At 71.1% G+C, this 18,194-nt stretch carries 13 protein-coding genes; 6 read left to right on the forward strand and 7 right to left on the reverse strand.

Annotated elements, in window-relative coordinates:
• Positions 1 to 96: 96 nt before the first annotated feature.
• Together ACFWXO_RS03735 and ACFWXO_RS03740 are read right to left on the reverse strand one after the other, a co-directional pair.
• Entirely contained in the window at positions 97 to 2,067 is a 1,971-nt protein-coding gene (locus ACFWXO_RS03735) for a ricin-type beta-trefoil lectin domain protein (protein ID WP_380521938.1), read from the reverse strand.
• A 330-nt stretch (positions 2,068 to 2,397) separates the two neighbouring features.
• A complete protein-coding gene (locus ACFWXO_RS03740) occupies positions 2,398 to 2,853 on the reverse strand; it encodes an ATP-binding protein (RefSeq protein ID WP_380521940.1) in 456 nt (151 codons plus the stop codon).
• Positions 2,854 to 3,016: 163 nt separating this feature from the next.
• Between ACFWXO_RS03740 and ACFWXO_RS03745 the strand changes: the two genes are divergently transcribed.
• The 3 genes from ACFWXO_RS03745 (at position 3,017) to ACFWXO_RS03755 (ending at position 5,082) form a co-directional block, all read left to right on the forward strand.
• Entirely contained in the window at positions 3,017 to 3,826 is an 810-nt protein-coding gene (locus tag ACFWXO_RS03745) for a helix-turn-helix domain-containing protein (protein WP_380521942.1), read from the forward strand.
• Entirely contained in the window at positions 3,823 to 4,023 is a 201-nt protein-coding gene (locus ACFWXO_RS03750) for a DUF397 domain-containing protein (protein WP_380521943.1), read from the forward strand. The genes ACFWXO_RS03745 and ACFWXO_RS03750 overlap by 4 nt, the downstream gene beginning before the upstream one ends.
• A gap of 213 nt (positions 4,024 to 4,236) precedes the next feature.
• Positions 4,237 to 5,082, forward strand: a complete 846-nt coding sequence (locus tag ACFWXO_RS03755) for a hypothetical protein (protein WP_380521945.1) — start codon at positions 4,237 to 4,239, stop codon at positions 5,080 to 5,082.
• Positions 5,083 to 5,378: 296 nt separating this feature from the next.
• Here ACFWXO_RS03755 and ACFWXO_RS03760 read toward each other — a convergent pair whose 3' ends face one another.
• The 4 genes from ACFWXO_RS03760 to ACFWXO_RS03775 form a co-directional block, all read right to left on the reverse strand.
• Positions 5,379 to 5,885, reverse strand: a complete 507-nt coding sequence (locus ACFWXO_RS03760) for an ATP-binding protein (RefSeq protein WP_380521947.1) — start codon at positions 5,883 to 5,885, stop codon at positions 5,379 to 5,381.
• 200 nt (positions 5,886 to 6,085) lie between these two features.
• Positions 6,086 to 7,312, reverse strand: a complete 1,227-nt coding sequence (locus ACFWXO_RS03765) for an Ig-like domain-containing protein (RefSeq protein WP_375891512.1) — start codon at positions 7,310 to 7,312, stop codon at positions 6,086 to 6,088.
• Positions 7,313 to 7,479: 167 nt separating this feature from the next.
• Positions 7,480 to 8,742, reverse strand: a complete 1,263-nt coding sequence (locus ACFWXO_RS03770) for an Ig-like domain-containing protein (RefSeq protein WP_380521949.1) — start codon at positions 8,740 to 8,742, stop codon at positions 7,480 to 7,482.
• Between the two features lie 152 nt (positions 8,743 to 8,894).
• The gene (locus ACFWXO_RS03775) at positions 8,895 to 10,121 is read right to left on the reverse strand and encodes an Ig-like domain-containing protein (protein WP_375891510.1); all 1,227 of its coding nucleotides are present in this window, start codon (positions 10,119 to 10,121) and stop codon (positions 8,895 to 8,897) included.
• 252 nt (positions 10,122 to 10,373) lie between these two features.
• Between ACFWXO_RS03775 and glgX the strand changes: the two genes are divergently transcribed.
• Positions 10,374 to 12,566: a glycogen debranching protein GlgX gene (gene glgX, locus ACFWXO_RS03780; RefSeq protein ID WP_380521951.1), complete on the forward strand. Its 2,193-nt coding sequence runs from the start codon at positions 10,374 to 10,376 to the stop codon at positions 12,564 to 12,566.
• On the opposite strand, the gene ACFWXO_RS03785 is transcribed toward glgX, so the two are convergent.
• Complete coding sequence (locus tag ACFWXO_RS03785) at positions 12,559 to 13,986, reverse strand: family 2B encapsulin nanocompartment shell protein (RefSeq protein WP_380521953.1); 1,428 nt, start codon at positions 13,984 to 13,986, stop codon at positions 12,559 to 12,561. The two genes, glgX and ACFWXO_RS03785, sit on opposite strands and share 8 nt — an antisense overlap.
• A 235-nt stretch (positions 13,987 to 14,221) precedes the next feature.
• Between ACFWXO_RS03785 and ACFWXO_RS03790 the strand changes: the two genes are divergently transcribed.
• Together ACFWXO_RS03790 and ACFWXO_RS03795 are read left to right on the forward strand one after the other, a co-directional pair.
• The gene (locus tag ACFWXO_RS03790; RefSeq protein ID WP_380521955.1) at positions 14,222 to 16,072 is read left to right on the forward strand and encodes an ABC transporter ATP-binding protein; all 1,851 of its coding nucleotides are present in this window, start codon (positions 14,222 to 14,224) and stop codon (positions 16,070 to 16,072) included.
• Entirely contained in the window at positions 16,069 to 18,066 is a 1,998-nt protein-coding gene (locus ACFWXO_RS03795; RefSeq protein ID WP_375891506.1) for an ABC transporter ATP-binding protein, read from the forward strand. The genes ACFWXO_RS03790 and ACFWXO_RS03795 overlap by 4 nt, the downstream gene beginning before the upstream one ends.
• The last annotated feature ends 128 nt before the right edge of the window (positions 18,067 to 18,194 follow it).

Genomic DNA, 18,194 nt, shown 5'->3' on the forward strand with positions numbered 1-18,194 from the left:
GCTACCGGGGTGCCCCCCCCCGTGGGGTTGGGGGGCCTATCGGGTCCCCCCGGTCTTGCCGCCCGGCCTCATTCGCGGGGCGGCAGCGGTGAGCGGTCAGAGGAGCTGGAAGGTCCACTCCTGCTGCCAGCCCGACTTACAGGTCCACACGCCGAGCTGCTTGAAGTCGGCGTCGTGGGCGAGGCAGTTGTCGTCGTCGATCTGGACCCGGTACTTCCCCCCGCCTACGCTCTTGAACTGCCACTTCTGGTTGGAGGTGTCACCCCACGCCTGCTGCTCGGCGACGTAGGTGTCGGGGTTCTCGGTGAGGTTGTACCCGAGGTCGTTGACGATCCGGTAGCGGTCCCCGCCCAGCGGCTTGATCGTCCAGCGGGACCCCTTGTACCCCAGGACCCCGGCCACGATCGGCGAACCCCAGCTGGCGGTCTCGGTGGGCGCCGACGCGCCCAGCCCGTTGGCGAGCTTGAGGAACAGCGGCCGCTCGGTCGGAACGCTGGCGCCACCGCCACCGCCGGTGCCACCGCCCGTGCCACCGCCGCCGGTGCCGGGGTCGGGCTTGGTCGGCGTGGTCCCGCCGCCGGAGTAGCCCTCCAGCACCCACTCCTGCTGCCAGCCCGACTTGCACGTCCACACACCGAGCTGCTTGAAGTCGGCGTCGTGGGCGAGGCAGTCGTCCTCGGAGATCCGGATCCGGTACTTGCCGTTGCCGACCGGGACGAGCTGCCACTTCTGCCGGTCGGCGTTGCTCCACGGCTGGAGCTCGGCCATGTAGTTGCTGTTCTCGGTGAGTTCCAGCCCGTACGAGCTGGTGATCCGGTAGCGGCCGCCGCCCACCGAGGTGATCTTCCACTTGGACTCGTTGCCGCCCCGGATGCCCGGGACGACCGACGCGCCGGCCGAACCGCCGACCGGAACGGCGCCCAGCCCGTTGTCGAGCTTGAGGATCACGTCGGCGCCGTTGGCGGGCGTGGTCGGGGTGGTGGTCGGCGGGGTGCCGCCCCAGGCCCAGTTCTGGTTGGGCGCGTCCCGCTTGTCCTCGGAGCCGCAGCCCCAGGCCACCACCGGGCTGCCGTTGCCGGTCTGCGAGTTGAAGTCGTCGATGCAGACGTCCTTGGAGCGGTCCTCCTGGTCCACCAGGTGCCGGAAGCCGCCACTGGCCGACATGTTCCAGCGCTGCCCCGGATTGTCCAGGCAGTCCCAGACCTGGAGCTTGTTCCCGGGCGAGGTGTTGTTGCCGGGCAGGTCCAGGCACTTGCCGTTGGCCGCCTGGAGCCGGTACCCGTTGTAGGTCCAGCGCTGCGCGTCGCCGCCGTTGCACTCCCACATCTGCACGGGGGTGCCGTTCGCGGTGCCGTTGCCGCTGACGTCCAGGCAGGCGTGGTGGTCGCGGCTGATGTCGGGGGTCAGGCTGCCGGTCCGGGTGCCGTAGCCCGAGCGCCCGGGGAAGTGGATGCTGCGGACGTCGCCGTCGCACTTGTAGGGCCGCGCGGTGCCCGACCGGCAGGTCCACGACTCCTTCTTGACGCTGTCGCCGTCCTGGCCGACGAACGCCCAGTTCATGAAGCCGCCGTCGGTGCGGTTGCGGAAGGTCGAGTCGCCCTGGAAGACCCAGATCCGGAACACGTCGTAGCCGGAGGGATCCTTCTTGTCCTTGTCCAGGAAATGGTTGAGCTTGTACGTGGTGTCGAGCAGCACCCCGCGCATGTCGGCCTTGTACTCACCCTTGAACCATTCGGTGTCGTACAGGTCGGTGCCCACCGTCTTGTACACCAGGACGTTGAACCCCGGGAACTTCTGGCTCAGCTTGGACGCGGTGTTCTGGGTGAACTCCGCATTGTCCAGCTTGTTGTTGTTCGCGGCGGCACGCATGCCCTTGATCATGTCGAAGGCCGAATTGATCAGCGCGGTCATGCAGTTGCCGCCACCCACGGCGGCCGGGGTGCCGCAGGTGGTGTCCACGGGGGGCGCCGCCGACGCCGTCGGGGCCTGAACGGCCAGGCCGCCGGACAGGGCGACCGCGGCGAGCCCACAGGCCAGGGCGCGTTTCAGGCGGGACAGGGATTGCACGTCAATTCCATCCTTCTTCTCGGTAAAGCTGGATGGTAGGGCCGGAAATCCCGCTGCAGCGGCACTGTTGACGGTATTCATACGTCCCGAGCGAAAAGGCGTGAGGATTTTTACGCGCTACCCCGGAAGCACCGGACGGTTATCACGAATTGATGTCTTTCGGCGCCGCATGGGCGCCAACACTGTTGGGGCCTGCACAGGAAGTCGGCCCCGCCGACTTCCTGTGCAGGGCGCGAGCGGACGCCACGTCCGCCGCGAAGTCCTCATCCGGTCCAAGCCGCCGGAGAACGTCGTTGAGCGCGGCACCATTTCCCACAGGCGTCGGCCCGCTCACCGCGATGCGACGAGATCGCCCGAGGCAGGGCCGGCGGGCGAGGGGAGGGCGAGTTCGAACCAGACGGTTTTGCCGATGTAACCCTTGCCACGCGGCTCGGCGCCCCAGGAGGTGGCGAGGGCGGCGACGAGTTCGAGGCCCCGGCCGGACTCGTCCTCGGGAGCGGCGTGCCGGGGCACGGGCAGCTTGGGGCTCGCGTCGGAAACCTCGACGCGGAGGAGGGTGGGGGTGGGGAGGAGCAGGCGGACACCGATCAGGCGATCGCGCGGGCCGCGGGCGTGGTGGCACGCGTTGGTGACGAGTTCGCTGAGGAGGAGCAGGGCGGTCTCGGCGGACTCGACGTCGATCTCCCACTCGAAGGCCTGCCGAAGGAGCCGGATCCGGGCACGGCTCGCACTGCGGGGGTGGCGGGGGAGCGTCCACTCGACGGCGTCGGCGGGCTGAGTGATCATCAGAATCCTTGGGGGGATGGATTGCCGGGCGTCACTCGCAAGGGCTGAGTTCGGCCATTTCACCCCTCAAGAGTCGGGAGCCGGGCATACCCTCAGTAGTCACACCGTCGGTACAGCGTGAGAGTCGACCGCTGGATGACCAGGGGCGATGAGGGGGTTCGGGATGACCACGCCGAAGCAGAACCCGATGGCCTGGAAGTACTGCGGCGATCAGATCAAGCGGTGGCGGGAGCAAGCAGGGGTCACCCGCGAGCAGTTGTGCAAGGCGGCGAGCTACGACTACGAGAGCGTGCGGTCGATGGAGGCGGGGAGGCGGCGGCCGTCACTCAAGCTGCTCCAGGCGGCGGATGAGTTGTGCAACGCGAAGGGAATGCTGCTGGGGGCTCACCCGTACCTCATCCCGGAGACCAGGCCTGCGCGCAGCGATGTCTTCTTCGAGGTCGAGAAGGAGGCAGTCGCCTGCTACTTCTATGAGGCCCTTTACATCCCGGGCTTGCTGCAGACCGAGGACTACGCCAGGACGGTTCTCAGCCGCCACATGCCGCCCGTGGACGACGCCACCATTGAAGAACGCCTAGCGATCCGCCTCAAGCGGCAAGTGAGGCTCTTGGAGCCCGAGGTGATGTTCAGCTTCACCATCTACGAAGCGGCCCTCCACACTTCCGTCGGAGGCAGGAAGGTCATGAAGGAGCAGCTCCACCGGCTGCTTGAGTTCGAGAACTCACGCAACACCCAGATTCAGATCGTGCCCACCGAGCAGATTCCCCCTTCAGGCCTCTCGGGATCGCTCATCATCTTGGAAACGATCAACAACGAGCAGTATGCGTATGTTGAGACGCATGGAACGAACGCTCTCCACTCCGAACCGCGACTCGTGGGCCAGCTCAGCCGACGCCACGCGATGATCCGCTCGCAGGCCCTGAACCCGAAAGAATCAGCACAGTTCCTCCGAAAGGCACTGGAGCAACTATGAACGCCACCATGCCGTGGTTCCGTTCCAGCTACAGCGACCACGACGCCGGCAACTGCGTCGAGGTGGCTCCCTCCCCCTCCGCCATCCACGTCCGGGACTCCAAGGACAAGGCCGGCCCGACCCTCACGTTCTCCCCCGAGGCGTGGTCCGCCTTCGTCACCTTCGCCACCGAAGCTCAAGCCACCGACGCCGAGTGACCCTTTAGTCGAATGGGTGGGCAACCACCTTCCAACCACCCCTGCACGCAGCACATATGACTTATCGTCACGACTTCACCACCACCCGTCGCGCCGTGTAGCGTGCCCATAACGAGAACAACCCCCGACCGGTGCTACCAACACCGAACGGGGGTCTGACCACCCCGATCGAAGAGAGAGCTCGATCCTGTGGCTACCCATGACTCTACCGCCATGGCCTCCCCCGGATACGGCAAGCAGTCCGCCCCTGGCGAACTCCCCCGCGCTGCGGCCGACTTCTCCCACCTCCCGGCCCGCGAGGCGTACCTCGCCTCGTTCGTCGACCACCTCCCCGACGGTGCCGCGATGGACGTCAAGACCCTCGCCGCCATCAACCCCCTCTTCGGGCAGATGGCCGTCCGCACGGCCCTCAACAACCTCTCCACCGCAGGTCACCTGCGTCGCGTCCGCGAGCGCGTGAACGCCGACCGTCCGCAGTGGGTGTTCCGCACCTACTTCTCCCGGACGCCCCGCTCCGACGCCTGGTGGAACCACTTCATCGCCACCGGGGAGGAACTCCAGGCCCCGGAGGCGTCAACGGATTCGGCGCCCGATCCCCCGGAAGAGCGATGCGCCGTCGCCTCGCCCGCTTACGCCGCCCTCGCCGGCCTCGGCCTCACGGACGCCCGCCTCCCGCTCTCCGCCGCCGACTGCGCGGCCCTCGAACCGCTCGCCGCCGAGTGGTTCGCCCGGGGCGCCACCCCGGCCCTCTTCACGGCCGCCCTCACCGCAGGCCTCCCGCCGGACGGCATCCACAGCCCGGCGGCCTTCACCCGCCGCCGCCTGCTCGACAAGCTGCCCCCGGAACGCCCACTCCCCCAACAGCAGGCCGCCCGCATCGCCGAGTGCACCGACTGCCGCACCCCGTGCCGCCCGCACGCCCTCCTCGGCGGCCTCTGCCGCACCTGCCGCGGCACCCCCACGGCCCCGCCGCCGTCGCACCGGCACCTCTCCCCGGCCGCCGTCCGCGCACATGCCGCACGTGTCCGCCGAGCGGTGATCACATCAGCGCGATCGTGAATATTCACAGGCCGGAGCGTGAACCTATGCAAAATCCCAAGGTGAAGTAGGTTACAAACCTTGCAATCCAAGACGCCCGGTTTGCCCACATGCTGAGATCCGTGCGATAGTCAAGACATCGAGAACTTCGGCGGGCCCGACCTGGCACTGCCGACACCCATCGCGCGACACGCACCCCCTTGGCCGCGCGATGACCTGCACGGGCCCCCACCGCCGACCACGGCGAATCCGGGGGCCCTGCGCGTATCCGGACCCTGACGCCCGGGCCCGGAAACCAGCACCCGGAAGCCCGCCCCTCAGCTCCGCTCGCGGACCTTCAACTCGAACCAGACGCCCTTGCCCCGCGGCAGCAGGTCCGCACCCCACCGGTCCGCCAGGTCGTCGACGATCTTCAGGCCGCGCCCGCGCTCGTTCACCGGCCGGGGCTCGGCGAGGATCATGCAGGGCAACGCCCTCGACGAATCGCGGACCTCGATCCGCAGCCACCCGGGCTTGCGGCTGACGTGCAGCCCGATGGTGCGCCCGGCGGCGTGCCGCACCGCGTTGGCCACCAGCTCGCTGGTGAGCAACTCACCGGCCTCCAGGTGCTGGTGGAGCTCCCAGGACTCCAGGACGTTCAGGACCAGCCGACGGGCCACCGGGCCCGACTCCGGCCGGGACGGCAGCCGCACCTCGTTGGGCGCGGACTGGTCGCACAGTCTGCCGGAGTACATCTCCTGCAGCTCCTCGGAGCTGAGCCGCTCCAGCGCCGCGAGCGCACCCTGGACGTCGATCCACGACGCCTCCGCGACCCTGCCGGCCACGGGAACCGATGACTGATCTGCTTCGCCCCAACCCGCCATGCCGTCCATCATTGCGGAACGCAAGCGGCCGCGTACGGACAATGAGCAAACGATCTCGCCCGAGTCGGCATATGCCTCCAGCAACCCGGCCCCGGAAAAGCGTCGACCCGGGCCGACCGAAGTCAAGCCCGGGTTGACGTCTCACCGCAGCGACCTGCTGGTTACCACTTGCTCCACGGCAGGTTCCAGCCGCTCAGCCCGTTCGCCGGGTCGAGCGTCTCCTTCTTGATGGAGTTCTTCACGGTGACGACGTCCCCGACCAGCGTGTCCGCGTAGAACTTGCCCATCGAGGTGGAGTCCCCGCCGCCCTTGACGTCGCGCAGGCCCACGCAGCCGTGGCTGACGTTGTCCTCGCCGAAGGCGGAGCCGCTCCAGTAGTTGCCGTGCACGTACGTCCCGCTGGTGGTCAGCCGCATCGAGTGCGGCACCTGGAGGTCGTAGGACGCGCCGGTCATCCCGGGCAGGGTGCTGGACTGCATCCGCACCGTGCCCTCCTTGGACATGACCACCATCGTGCCGTTCCAGGTGGGGTGTTCGTCCGAGCCGGAGGTGATGTCGATGGAGTTCGACTGGCCGTCCCGGACCACCGTCATCGTGTGCGCGGCGGCGTCAACCGTCGAGACCTGGGATCGCCCGATCGTGAAGGGCTCGTCCCGGTCGCTGCCGTACACCCCGGGGGCGATCTCCACGCTCTTGAGGCGGTAGTGCACCGTCACCTTGGTGCCCGGCTTCCAGTACTCCTCCGGGCGGAAGTCCACCCGGCGGTCGTCGAACCAGTGGCCCTTGACCTTGGTGCCGTCGCTGGCCTCGAAGGTGATGCCGTTCAGGACGGCGTCCTTGTTCTTGACGTCCTTGCTGAAGTCCACCGAGACGATCATGCCGACGCCGTACATCGCGTTGTCGTCCACGTTGTCGGAGGCCTTGGCGAGCGCCGCCGGGGTCAGCGTGGTGAAGCTGCTGTCCGCCTCGGCGACCGCGCCGTTGGCGTCCGCCGCCATCGCGCTGACCTGGTAGGCGGTGCCCACCGAGAGCCCGGCGGACGGGGTCCAGCTGGCGCCGTCCGCGGCGATCGTGCCGGGGACCTCCTTGCCGGCCTTGTCGCTCACCTTGACGGTGGTCAGCTTGCCGCCCGTCGCACCGATCTTGAGCGTGCCCGGCGCCACGTCCACCGCGCCGTTCTTCGGCTCGATGCTCACCGCGGCCGTGGACACCTTCGGCGCCGAACTGCCGGGCGCCGAGGCGGACGCCGAGGCCCCGGCGCCGGCCCCCAGATCGGCCTTGGCGGCGCCGCTCCCGCTGCCGCCCCCGTTGCCGCCGCCACAGGCCGCGGTCAACGTCATCGCCCCGCCGACCAAACCGACGGCCACCACTCTGCGTATCGACCTCATCGCCGATTCCCTCCCTTGCTCCCCGCGGTCACGACGGACCCGCCCCATAGATGTGCCGGGCCACCGGAAAGGTTGCGCCGTTCGAGGGGCTTTCTGCCCCGAAAACCGAGCGGCCCGACCACCCCAACGGGTGAGTCCGGGCCGCTCGTACAGAAATCCGACCGGGCCTACCAGTTGGCCCAGGCGATGTTCCAGCCGCCCAGCCCGTTGGAGGGCGAGACGGTCTTCTCCTTGCTGTTCACGACCTTCACGACGTCGCCGACCATCGAGTCGTTGTAGAACTTGCCGGCCACCGAGGAGTCGCTGCCGCCCTGCACGTCCTGCATCGAGATGCAGCCGTGGCTGCCGTTGAGGTTGCCGAACGGCATGCCCTTGTACCAGTAGTTGCCGTGCACGAAGGTGCCGGAGGTGGTCAGCCGGATCGCGTGCGGCACGTCCTTGATGTCGTACTCGCCGCCCAGGCCGACGGTGCGCGAGTCCATGTGGGTGATGCCCTCCTTGGCCATCACCACCATCGTCCCGCTCCAGGACGGCGTCGCGTCCGCGCCCATGGTGACCGGCAGGGTGGTGCTCTTGCCGTCCCGCTCGACCGTCATCTTGTGGGACTTGGCGTCGGCGGTGGAGACCATCGAGCGGCCGATGTTGAACGGCTCGTCCTTGTCCACGTCGCCGTAGACGCCCGGCGCGATCTCGACGCTCTTCAACCGGTACTTGATGGTCACCTTGGTGCCCGGCTTCCAGTAGTCCTCCGGGCGGAAGTCCACCCGGCGACTGTCGAACCAGTGGCCCTTGACCTTGGTGCCGTCGCTGGCCTCGAAGGTGATGCCGTTCAGGACGGCGTCCTTGTTCTTGACGTCCTTGTTGAAGCTCACCGAGACGATCATGCCGACGCCGTAGGTGCCGCCGTCGGCGATGTTGTCGTTGACGGAGGCCTTCTTCTCCGGCGTCAGCGTGGTGAACGAGGTCGTCGACGCGGCCACCAGCCCGGCGTCGTCCTTCGCCTGCGCGTTCACCTTGTACGCCATGCCGACGGCGAGCGCCGCCGCGGGCTTCCAGCCGGCGCCGTCCGGGGCGATCGCGCCCTCGACCGGCTTGCCGTTCTTGTCGGTCACCTCGACCGCGGTCAACTTGCCGTTGGAGACCGAGACCTGGAGCGCGTTCGGCGCGACGTCCTCGGCACCGTCCTTCGCCGACACCGAGAGCACCGCCGCCGAGGTCTTCGGCGTGGCCGCACCGCCGCCGCCGGGGGCGGCCGTCCCGCCGGCGTCCGCCGGGGCCGCCGCCGTCGCGTCACCCGAGGTGGCGCCCTTGTCGTCGTTGCACGCCGCGGTGAGCAGCAGCACGCTCCCCATGACCAGTGCCATCGCGCCCCTGCGCCGGTAGCGCCCACCGGTGCGTATCGCAGCGCCGGCCGTGTTCCCCGTCTTCACGGAATCTCCCCTCCAGGTATTCACTCACTTGACGCGATGGGCGCCCGGAAGAGTTGCACCGGGTCCCGATCTTTCGCATCGGGCCCGACGCGTCGGAGCAGGATAACCGTGCGGTCCGAGCGGATCCCGGGGAGGTGGCTGGGGGGAGGTGGCTACCGCAGCGCGCTGCCCGCCACCCACTGGTCCCACGGCACGTTCCAGCCGTTCAGCCCGTTCGACGGCGGCACGAAGTCCCCGGCCGAGGCCCGCACCTCGATCACGTCGCCCGGGACGGTGTGCTCGAACAGCCACCCCGCCGGGGTGTCCTTGCCGGCGCCCCCCTTGGCGTCCGCCAGCCCGATGCAGCCGTGGCTGGTGTTCGCGGTGCCGAACACCCCTTGGTCCGCCCAGTAGTTGCCGTGCAGGAAGGTTCCGGAGGTGGTCAGCCGCATCGCGTGCGGGACGTCCTTGATGTCGTACTCGTCGCCCATCCCGACGGTCTGCGAGTTCATCCGGGTCAGCTTGTACTTCTCCGACACCACCATCACCCCCCGGTAGGTGGAGTGCTCGGGGCTGCCCCCGGAGACCTTGAGCACCCGCACCACCTTGCCGCCCGGCCCGGACCGGACCGTCAGGGTGTGCGCGTCCAGGTCCACCGTGGACACCTGGGCCCGGCCCACCGTGAAGCGCAGGTCCCGGTTCTGGCTGCCGAACGCCCCCGGCGCCCCCTGCACGTCCTTGAGCCGCAGCGCCACCGTCACCTTGGTGCCGGCCGCCCAGTACTGCTGCGGGCGGACGTCCAGGCGCTGGTTGCCGAACCAGTGCGCCGCCACCGGCACCGGCGGGTCCGCGGTGACCTGCACGGCCCGCTCCACCGCCGCCCGGTCGGCGATCGGCCTGCTGAACCGCAGCGAGACCGGCATCCCGACCCCGACCGTGGACCCGTCCTCCGGCGTGAAGAACGCCACGAAGGTGTGCGCCCGGGCCGCCGTGGAGAACTCCGAGTGCTGGGCCGCCCGCTGGCCCTGGTCGTCCTCCGCGACCGCGTCCAGGGTGAAGGCCGTCCCCAGCGGCAGCGCCCCCTCCGGCGCCCAGCTGGCACCGTCCGCGCCGATCGCCCCCGGCAGCTCGACCCCCTTCGCGTCGGCCAGCCGCACCGACACCAGCCGCCCCTGCGTCACGCCCACCCGCACCGGCCCCTCCGGCGGCACGTCCTGCGCCCCGTCCGCGGGCACCGCCGCCAGCACCGCCCGCGACGGCGGCGGAGGCGGCGTGGGCGCCCCGGCCCCCACCGCGTCCCCCGCCGGCGCCCCGGCCGACCCGCCGCAGCCGCTGACCACGGCCAGACAGCACACCGCCGCCGCCACCCGGCGCGCCCACACCCCACCTCGGCGCCGCATCCCGGGGCCTCCCACTGCTCGGGTCCGACGCCTGGAACACCGGACTCCGGGAACAACGACCCCGAACCACCCCGGGACACGCGCCCACCACCCGCACCACCCCATCCCCACCGACCACCCCCACCCCCCGACCGGGGCGAGCGGGACACGCTGCGGGAGGGGACGGTGGAAGGGGTGGGTGCGGAGAGGGGCGTAAACGGGAAAGAGAAGGTGAACGGGGCCCGGGACCCCCCGTTCAGGGAGGGCACGACCATGACCTCAGGCCAGGACCTGGAAGCCGAGGAGGCCGGGGTACGGCCGGGCAGCTGGCAGCCCCTGGGCGCCCGCTTCCGGACGGACCGGCCGGGCGGCCCCGGCACCAACTTCGCCCTCTGGGCGGCCGGTGCCGAGGCCGTCGACCTGTGCCTGTTCGACGAGGACGGCCGGGAGCACCGCCACCGCCTCACCGAGCAGGACCTCCAGGTCTGGCACGCCTTCCTCCCCGGCGTCCGCCCCGGCACCCGCTACGGCTTCCGGGTGCACGGCCGCTGGGACCCGTGGACGGGCGCCCGCTGGAACCCCGCGAAGCTGCTGCTCGACCCGTACGCCCGCGCCGTCGACGGCTGCTACACCTCCCACGACGCCGCGTGCTCCGCCGTCCGCAACTGGCCGGAGGCCGACGTCGCCGACACCGTCCGGGACAACCGCGACTCCGCCCCGTACGTGCCCAGATCCGTGGTCGTCCACGACGACGACGACTGGTACGACGACCACCGCCCGAAGACCCCCTGGGCCGAGACCGTCCTCTACGAGCTGCACGTCCGCGGCTTCACCATGCGCCACCCCGACATCCCCCCGCACCTGCGCGGCACCTACGCCGGCCTGGCCCACCCGGCCGCCCTCGCCCACCTCACCCGCCTCGGGGTGACGGCCGTCGAGCTGCTGCCGGTGCACCAGTACGCCAGCGAGGACCACCTCCAGTCCCGCGGCCTGGTCAACTACTGGGGCTACAACACCGTCGGCTACTTCGCCCCGCACGCCGGCTACTCCGCCTCGGGCTCACGCGGCGGCCAGGTCGGCGAGTTCAAGCGGATGGTCCGCGCCCTGCACGCCGCCGGGATCGAGGTGATCCTGGACGTGGTGTTCAACCACACCGCCGAGGGCGCCGAGCTGGGGCCCGCCCTCTCCCTGCGCGGCATCGACAACGCCGGCTACTACCGGCTGGCCCCGCACCGCCCGCGCGGCTACGCCGACTACACCGGCTGCGGCAACACCCTGGACACCCGCCGCCCGCAGGTGATCCGGCTGATCACCGACTCGCTGCGCTACTGGGTCTCCGAGATGGGCGTGGACGGCTTCCGCTTCGACCTCGCGGCCGCCCTGGCCCGGGCGAGCGACGGCGTCGACATGGAGCACCCCTTCCTCGCCGCGATCGCCCAGGACCCCCTGCTGAGCCGGGTGAAGCTGATCGCCGAGCCGTGGGACGTCGGCCCGGGCGGCTACCAGGTCGGCGGCTTCCCCCCGCTGTGGGCCGAGTGGAACGACCGCTACCGCGACACCGTCCGGGACTTCTGGCGCGGCGCCCGCCCGGACGTGCGCGAGCTCGGCTACCGGCTGGCCGGCTCCTCCGACCTCTACCAGCGCGCCGGCCGCCGCCCGTACGCCTCCGTCAACTACGTGACGGCGCACGACGGTTTCACCCTGCGCGACCTGGTCTCCTACGACCGCAAGCACAACGAGGCCAACGGCGAGGCCAACCGGGACGGCACGGACGACAACCGCTCCTGGAACCACGGCACCGAGGGCGAGACCACCGACCCGGAGGTGAACGCCCTGCGGCTGCGCCAACTGCGCAACCTGACCGCCACGTTGCTGCTCTCCGCGGGCGTCCCGATGATCACCGCCGGGGACGAGCTGGGCCGCACCCAGGGCGGCAACAACAACGCCTACTGCCAGGACGGCGAGGTCAGCTGGCTGGACTGGTCGCTGCTGGAGCAGCCCGGCTGGCAGGAGCTGTGCGCACTGACCGGACGGCTGGTCCGGCTGCGCCGGGCCCACCCGGTGCTGCGCCGGCGGGCGTTCTTCTCCGGCCGGGCCGCCACTCCCGGGGGACAGCCGGACCTCGCCTGGTTCACCCCGCTGGGCAAGGAGATGACCGAGGCCGACTGGTTCGGCCCCACGGCCTGCCTCGGCATGCTGCTCTCCGGCGCCGCGCTGCCCGAACGGGACGACACCGGGCTCCCGCTGGCCGACGACAGCTTCCTGCTGCTGCTCAACTCCGGCCCCGAACCGGTGGCGTTCACCCTGCCCGGCGAACCCTGGGCGGAGCCGGAGGCCGCCTACGAGACGGTGCTGGACACGGCCGCCGCGGGCACCGGCGAGGCCCGGCCGCGGGGCGCGGTGGTACTGGGCGGGCGCTCGCTGCAACTGCTGCGCGCACCCGCCCGCGACGCCCTGGTCAGTTGAAGGGGTGGCTGACCTCGACGTTCTCCAGGACGCCGAGCGCGTCCGGCACCAGCACCGCCGCCGAGAAGTAGGCGCTGACCAGGTAGGAGGAGAGCGCCTGCTCGTTGATGCCCATGAAGCGGACGTTCAGGCCGGGCTCGACCTCGTCCGGGATGCCGACCTGGGTGAGGCCGACCACGCCCTGGTCGTCCTCGCCGACGCGCAGCGCGAGGAAGGAGGTGGTCCGGTCGGCCGCCACCGGGATCTTGTCGCAGGTGAGGATCGGCACCCCGCGCCAGACCGGCCGCCGCTTGCCCAGGACGTCGACCGTGCCCGGGTCGATGCCGCGCTTGGTGCACTCCCGCTCGAAGGCGGCGATCGCCTTCGGGTGGGCGAACAGGAAGTCGGTGTCGCGGCGCATGGAGAGCAGCTCGTCCAGGTCGTCCGGGGTGGGCGCGCCCGAGTGGGTCTGGATCCGCTGGTCGAAGTCGGCGTTGTGGAGCAGGCCGAACTCCGGGTTGTTGATCATCTCGTACTCCTGCCGCTCGCGCAGGGCCTCGATGGTCAGCCGCAGCTGTTCCTCGGTCTGGTTCATCGGCTTGCTGTAGAGGTCGGCGACCCGGGTGTGCACCTTGAGCACGGTCTGCGCGACGCTCAACTCGTACTCGCGCGGCGCCAACTCGTAGTCCACGAAGGCGCCGGGCAGCTCGTACTCGCCCTGGTGGCCGGCCGAGAGGTCGATCTCCGCCTCGCCGTGGGCGTTCTGCGCCTGGGCGGCGTCGGCGGCGAAGCCCAACAGCTGCTCGCGCAGCGGCGCGGAGCGGTCGACCAGCTCCTGCAGCCCGGCCGCGTTCAACGCCATGGCGACGCCGGCGGTGCCCGCCCGCACGGTGTACGGCCAGCTGCCGCCGGGCTCGGTGATCACCTCGTCACCGACGTGGTCGCCGTCCGCGAGGGTGCCGAGCACCGTCTCCTCGCCGTACTTGCCGGTGCCGATCCGGTCGACCTTGCCGTGGGCGATCAGGAACACCTCCTCGATCGGCGCCCCCTCCCGCACCAGGACGTCGCCCGGCGCGAAGTCCCGCTGCACGAAGCGGCGGGCCAGCTCGGCCAGCACCTCCTGGTCCTCGAACCCGCGCAACGCCGGCACCTCGGCCAGCGAGGGCGCGATCACCGTCACCGTGGAACCGGCCTTGGCGAAGCCCACCCGGCCGCGCCCGGGGGCATAGCTGAGGCGACGGTTGACCCGGTACGTACCCGCGCTGACCTGCACCCACGGCAGCACCCTGAGCAGCCAGCGGGAGGTGATCTCCTGCATCTGCGGCTTCGACTTGGTGGTCGTCGCCAGGTTGCGGGCGGCCGTGGTGCTGAGGCTGAGCTGGGCCCTGACCTGCACGGTTGCCGATCCTGGGCCGGGGGTGGGCTCGGTGTCGACCGTCATGTCCACACACTCCTGTCACTCGCTTGCCAATGAGCGTCCGTCAGGAGATGTAATCGGCCGTTCGGCAGGCGCCCGCAAGAGGCGCACGGCGCACTCCTCCCTGCACGAACGGCTCCGCACTCCCCTCAGCACGCCCTCGCGTCACCCGTTCGGGTGGCCGGTTCTCGGCGGCCTTCACCGACAGGGGCGAAAAACCGGATGAGAAATGACGGGCACTCTGCCTACCCTCACCGCGATGGCCGAGAACCGACAAGACTCCGACCGCACGACCGGGCGACGCCGCTCCACGGTCCGCTCACTGCTGCGCCTGTGGCCCTACGCCCGGGCCGTCCGCGGCCGGCTCCTGGTCTCGGTGTCGGCCGCCACCCTCGCCATGCTGAGCACCCTGGCCGTCCCGGTGGTGCTCGGCCGGATCGTCGACGGCCCGCTCGCCCGGCACGACCTCGACGCGCTGTGGCCGCCGATCGGCCTGCTGCTGCTCCTCGGACTGGTCGAGGCCGCCCTGTTCTACACCCGCCGGGTGGTGCTGTCCCGCCCGCTGGGCCGGCTGGAGGCGGCCATGCGCGCCGACCTCTACGCCAAGCTCCAGCGGCTGCCGGTCTCCTTCCACGACCGCTGGGGCTCCGGCCAGATGCTCTCCCGGGCCACCACCGACATGAACGCCATGCGGCTCTTCCTGGCCTTCCCGCTGGTGTTCCTGGTCGTCAACTCGGTGACCTTCCTGGCCGGCACGGTGCTGATGTTCGCCCAGGACTGGCGGCTCGCCGTGATCATCCTGCTGCCCGCCGCGCCGCTGCTGGTGCTCACCCGGCGCTTCGAGTCCGAGTACTCCGTCACCGCCCGGCTCGCCCAGGACCAGAACGGCGACCTCGCCACCGTGGTCGAGGAGTCGGTGCTCGGCATCCGCATCCTCAAGGCCTTCGGCCGGCACCGCGCGATGGCCGAGCACTTCCGCGCCCAGTCCCACCGGCTGCGCCGCACCGAGCTGAGCAAGGCGCACCAGCTCGCCAACCTGTGGGCGGTCATCGTCGGCCTGCCGGAGATCGCGCTGGGCTGCGCCCTGGCCGTCGGCGCCTACCTCGTCGCCCACGACGAGCTGAGCGCCGGCACCCTGGTCGCCTTCCTCTCCACCGCGCTCGCGCTGCGCTGGCCGGTCGAGTCGCTCGGCTGGCTGCTCGCCTACGCCAACGAGGCCGCCACCGCCACCGACCGGTTCTTCGAGGTCATCGACGAGCCCGAACCCGCCGAGCCCGCCGACCCGGCCACCGCGACCGCCGCCCCCGGCACCCCGGGCACCCCGGGCACCCGGGACGGCATCCGCTTCACCGGCGTCCGCTTCCGCTACCCCGACGCCCCCGACGACACCCCCGACCTGCTGGCCGGCATCGACCTGCACGTCCGCAGCGGCGAGACGATGGCCCTGGTCGGCGCCACCGGCAGCGGCAAGACCACGCTCACCGCCCTGCTCCCCCGGCTGTACGAGGCCACCGGCGGCCGGATCTCCCTGGACGGCCGGGACATCGCCGAGCTGCCCCGGCAGGAGCTGCGCGAGCTCGTCGCGGTCGCCTTCGAGGAGCCCACCCTGTTCTCCGCCACCGTCCGGGAGAACGTCCTGATGGGCGCCCCCGGCGCGGACGACCGGCAGCTGGCCTCCGCCCTGGCCACCGCCCAGGCCGGCTTCGTCGAGAAGCTCCCGGCCGGGGTGGGGACCGAGGTCGGCGAGCAGGGCCTGAGCCTGTCCGGCGGCCAGCGCCAGCGCCTCGCGCTGGCCCGCGCCGTGGTCGGCGACCCGCCCTTCCTGGTGCTGGACGACCCGCTCTCCGCGCTCGACGTGCACACCGAGGCCCTGGTCGAACGGGCGCTGCGCGAGGTACTCGGCTCCACCACCGCCCTGGTGGTCGCCCACCGCCCCAGCACGGTGCTGCTCGCCGACCGGGTCGCGGTGCTCGCGGACGGCCGGATCGAGGCCGTCGGCACCCACCAGGAACTGCTCCGGGACTGCCCCCGCTACCGCGAACTGATGTCGGGCGAGGCCGCCCCGGTGCCCGAGGGCCCGTTCGTCCTTGAGGAGGGCTCCACCCGATGACCACCACCGTCGAACCCGCCGGGCCCGCCGCGGCCGACCGGAGCGACCAGACCGACCCGACCGTCCCGGCCGAGGAGGAGCTGCCCGCGCCCCCGGCGGACGAGGAGGACATCCCCGTCCCGCCCGGCGCGCCCCGGGCACTGCTGCGCTCGCTGCTCGCCCCGCACCGGGCCCGGATCACCGTCGCCATGGTGGTGATCCTGGTCCAGCAGGCCGCCCTGCAGTCCGGCCCGCTGCTGGTCGCGGTGGCGATGGACCGCGGCATCCCGGCGCTGCGCGCGCACGACTCCGGCCCGCTGGTCGCGGTGGTGGCCGGCTACCTCTTCTGCGCCCTGCTCAGCCCGCTGCTGCAGTGGGTGTTCATCAAGATCAGCGCCCGGGTGAACCAGGACGTCCTGCTGGACCTGCGCGGCCGGATCTTCCGGCACGCCCAGCGGCTCAGCCTGGACTTCCACGAGCGCTACACCTCGGGCCGGATCATCTCCCGGGCCACCAGCGACATCGACGCGCTGCGCGAACTGCTCTCCGAGGGCCTCCAGGAGCTGCTGACGGTCTTCCTGTCGGTCTGCTACATCTCGGTGCTGCTGGTGGTGCTGGACTGGCGGCTGGGCCTGGCCTCGCTGGCGGCCTTCCTGCCGCTGGCCCTGGTCGCCCACTCCTTCCGCACCCGCTCGCGCCGGGTCTACCGCCGCTCGCGGACGGCCGCCGCCTCGATGATCGTGCGCTTCACCGAGACCATGAACGGCATCCGCCCGGTGCAGGCCTTCCGCCGCGAGAAGGCCAACGACGCCGCCTTCGGTGTGGTCAACCGCCAGGCCTCGGCGGCCAACGCGGAGGGCTTCATGGAGCTCGCCCGGTACGTCGGCCTCTCCCGCGCCACCGCCAACGTCTGGTTCACCGGCATCGTGCTGATGGGCGCCTACCTGGTCGCCGACGACGCGCTGGAGCTGGGCGTGCTGACCGCCTTCGCGCTCTACCTGCGCCGCCTGTTCGACCCGATCGACCAGCTGGCGATGTTCCTGAACAGCTACCAGGCCGCCGCCGCGGCCCTGGAGAAGATCGCCGGCCTGCTCGCCCACGAACCGACCGTCGCCGAGCCGGCCGAGCCGGTCGAACTGCCGCCCCCGCCCCGAGCCGAAGGGCGCGCCGGTGCCGAAAGCGATGAGCGACAAGCGACCGACGAAGGAGGGAGTGCCGGAGCGAAGAACGTCGGCACCGGGTCGGAGCGCCCGGAGGCGAGCGGGCGAGTCACAGCCAAGGGACGAACGGTCTCCTTCGAGGGGACGCGCTTCGCCTACCGCACCGGCAAGGAGGTGCTGCCGCCCTTCGACCTGCTGATCCCGGCCGGGCAGACGGTCGCGGTGGTCGGGGCGACCGGCGCCGGCAAGTCGACGGTCGCCAAGCTGCTGGCCCGCTTCTACGACCCGACGGACGGCCGGATCCGGCTGGACGGCGTGGACCTGCGCGACCTCGCCACCCCGGAGCTGCGGCGCGGGGTGGTGATGGTGACCCAGGAGTCCTTCCTGTTCTCCGGAACCGTCGCCGAGAACATCGCGATCGGCCGCCCCGGCGCCACCCGCGCCGAGGTCGAGCAGGCCGCCCGGGAGATCGGCGCGTACGGGTTCATCGCCGCGCTCCCGGACGGCTTCGACACCGACGTGCGCAAGCGCGGCGGCCGGATCTCCGCCGGGCAGCGCCAGTTGGTCGCCTTCGCCCGCGCCCTGCTGGCCGACCCGGCCGTGCTGATCCTCGACGAGGCGACCAGTTCCCTGGACGTGCCGGGCGAACAGGCCGTGCAGCGGGCGATGCGCACGGTGCTGGCCGGCCGCACGGCGGTGATCATCGCCCACCGGCTCTCCACCGTGGAGATCGCCGACCGGGTGCTGGTGATGGACCAGGGACGGATCGTCGAGGACGGCTCGCCGCGGCAGCTGATCGAGGGGGAGGGCCGTTTCGCCACCCTGCATCGTGCCTGGCGGGACAGTCTGGTGTAAGAAAGGCCCTGGCCGCAGGGCCCCACAGTTGTGCCCGTCCGGGTGGGCCGTCACGCACCCCGGCGGGCCGCTCCATGAGCGGGCCCCGCCGGCCCCCCGCCCGGCAGATCACCCTCGCCACCAAGTCG

It is taken from the genome of Kitasatospora sp. NPDC059088 (assembly GCF_042738155.1).
Lineage (GTDB): Bacteria > Actinomycetota > Actinomycetes > Streptomycetales > Streptomycetaceae > Kitasatospora.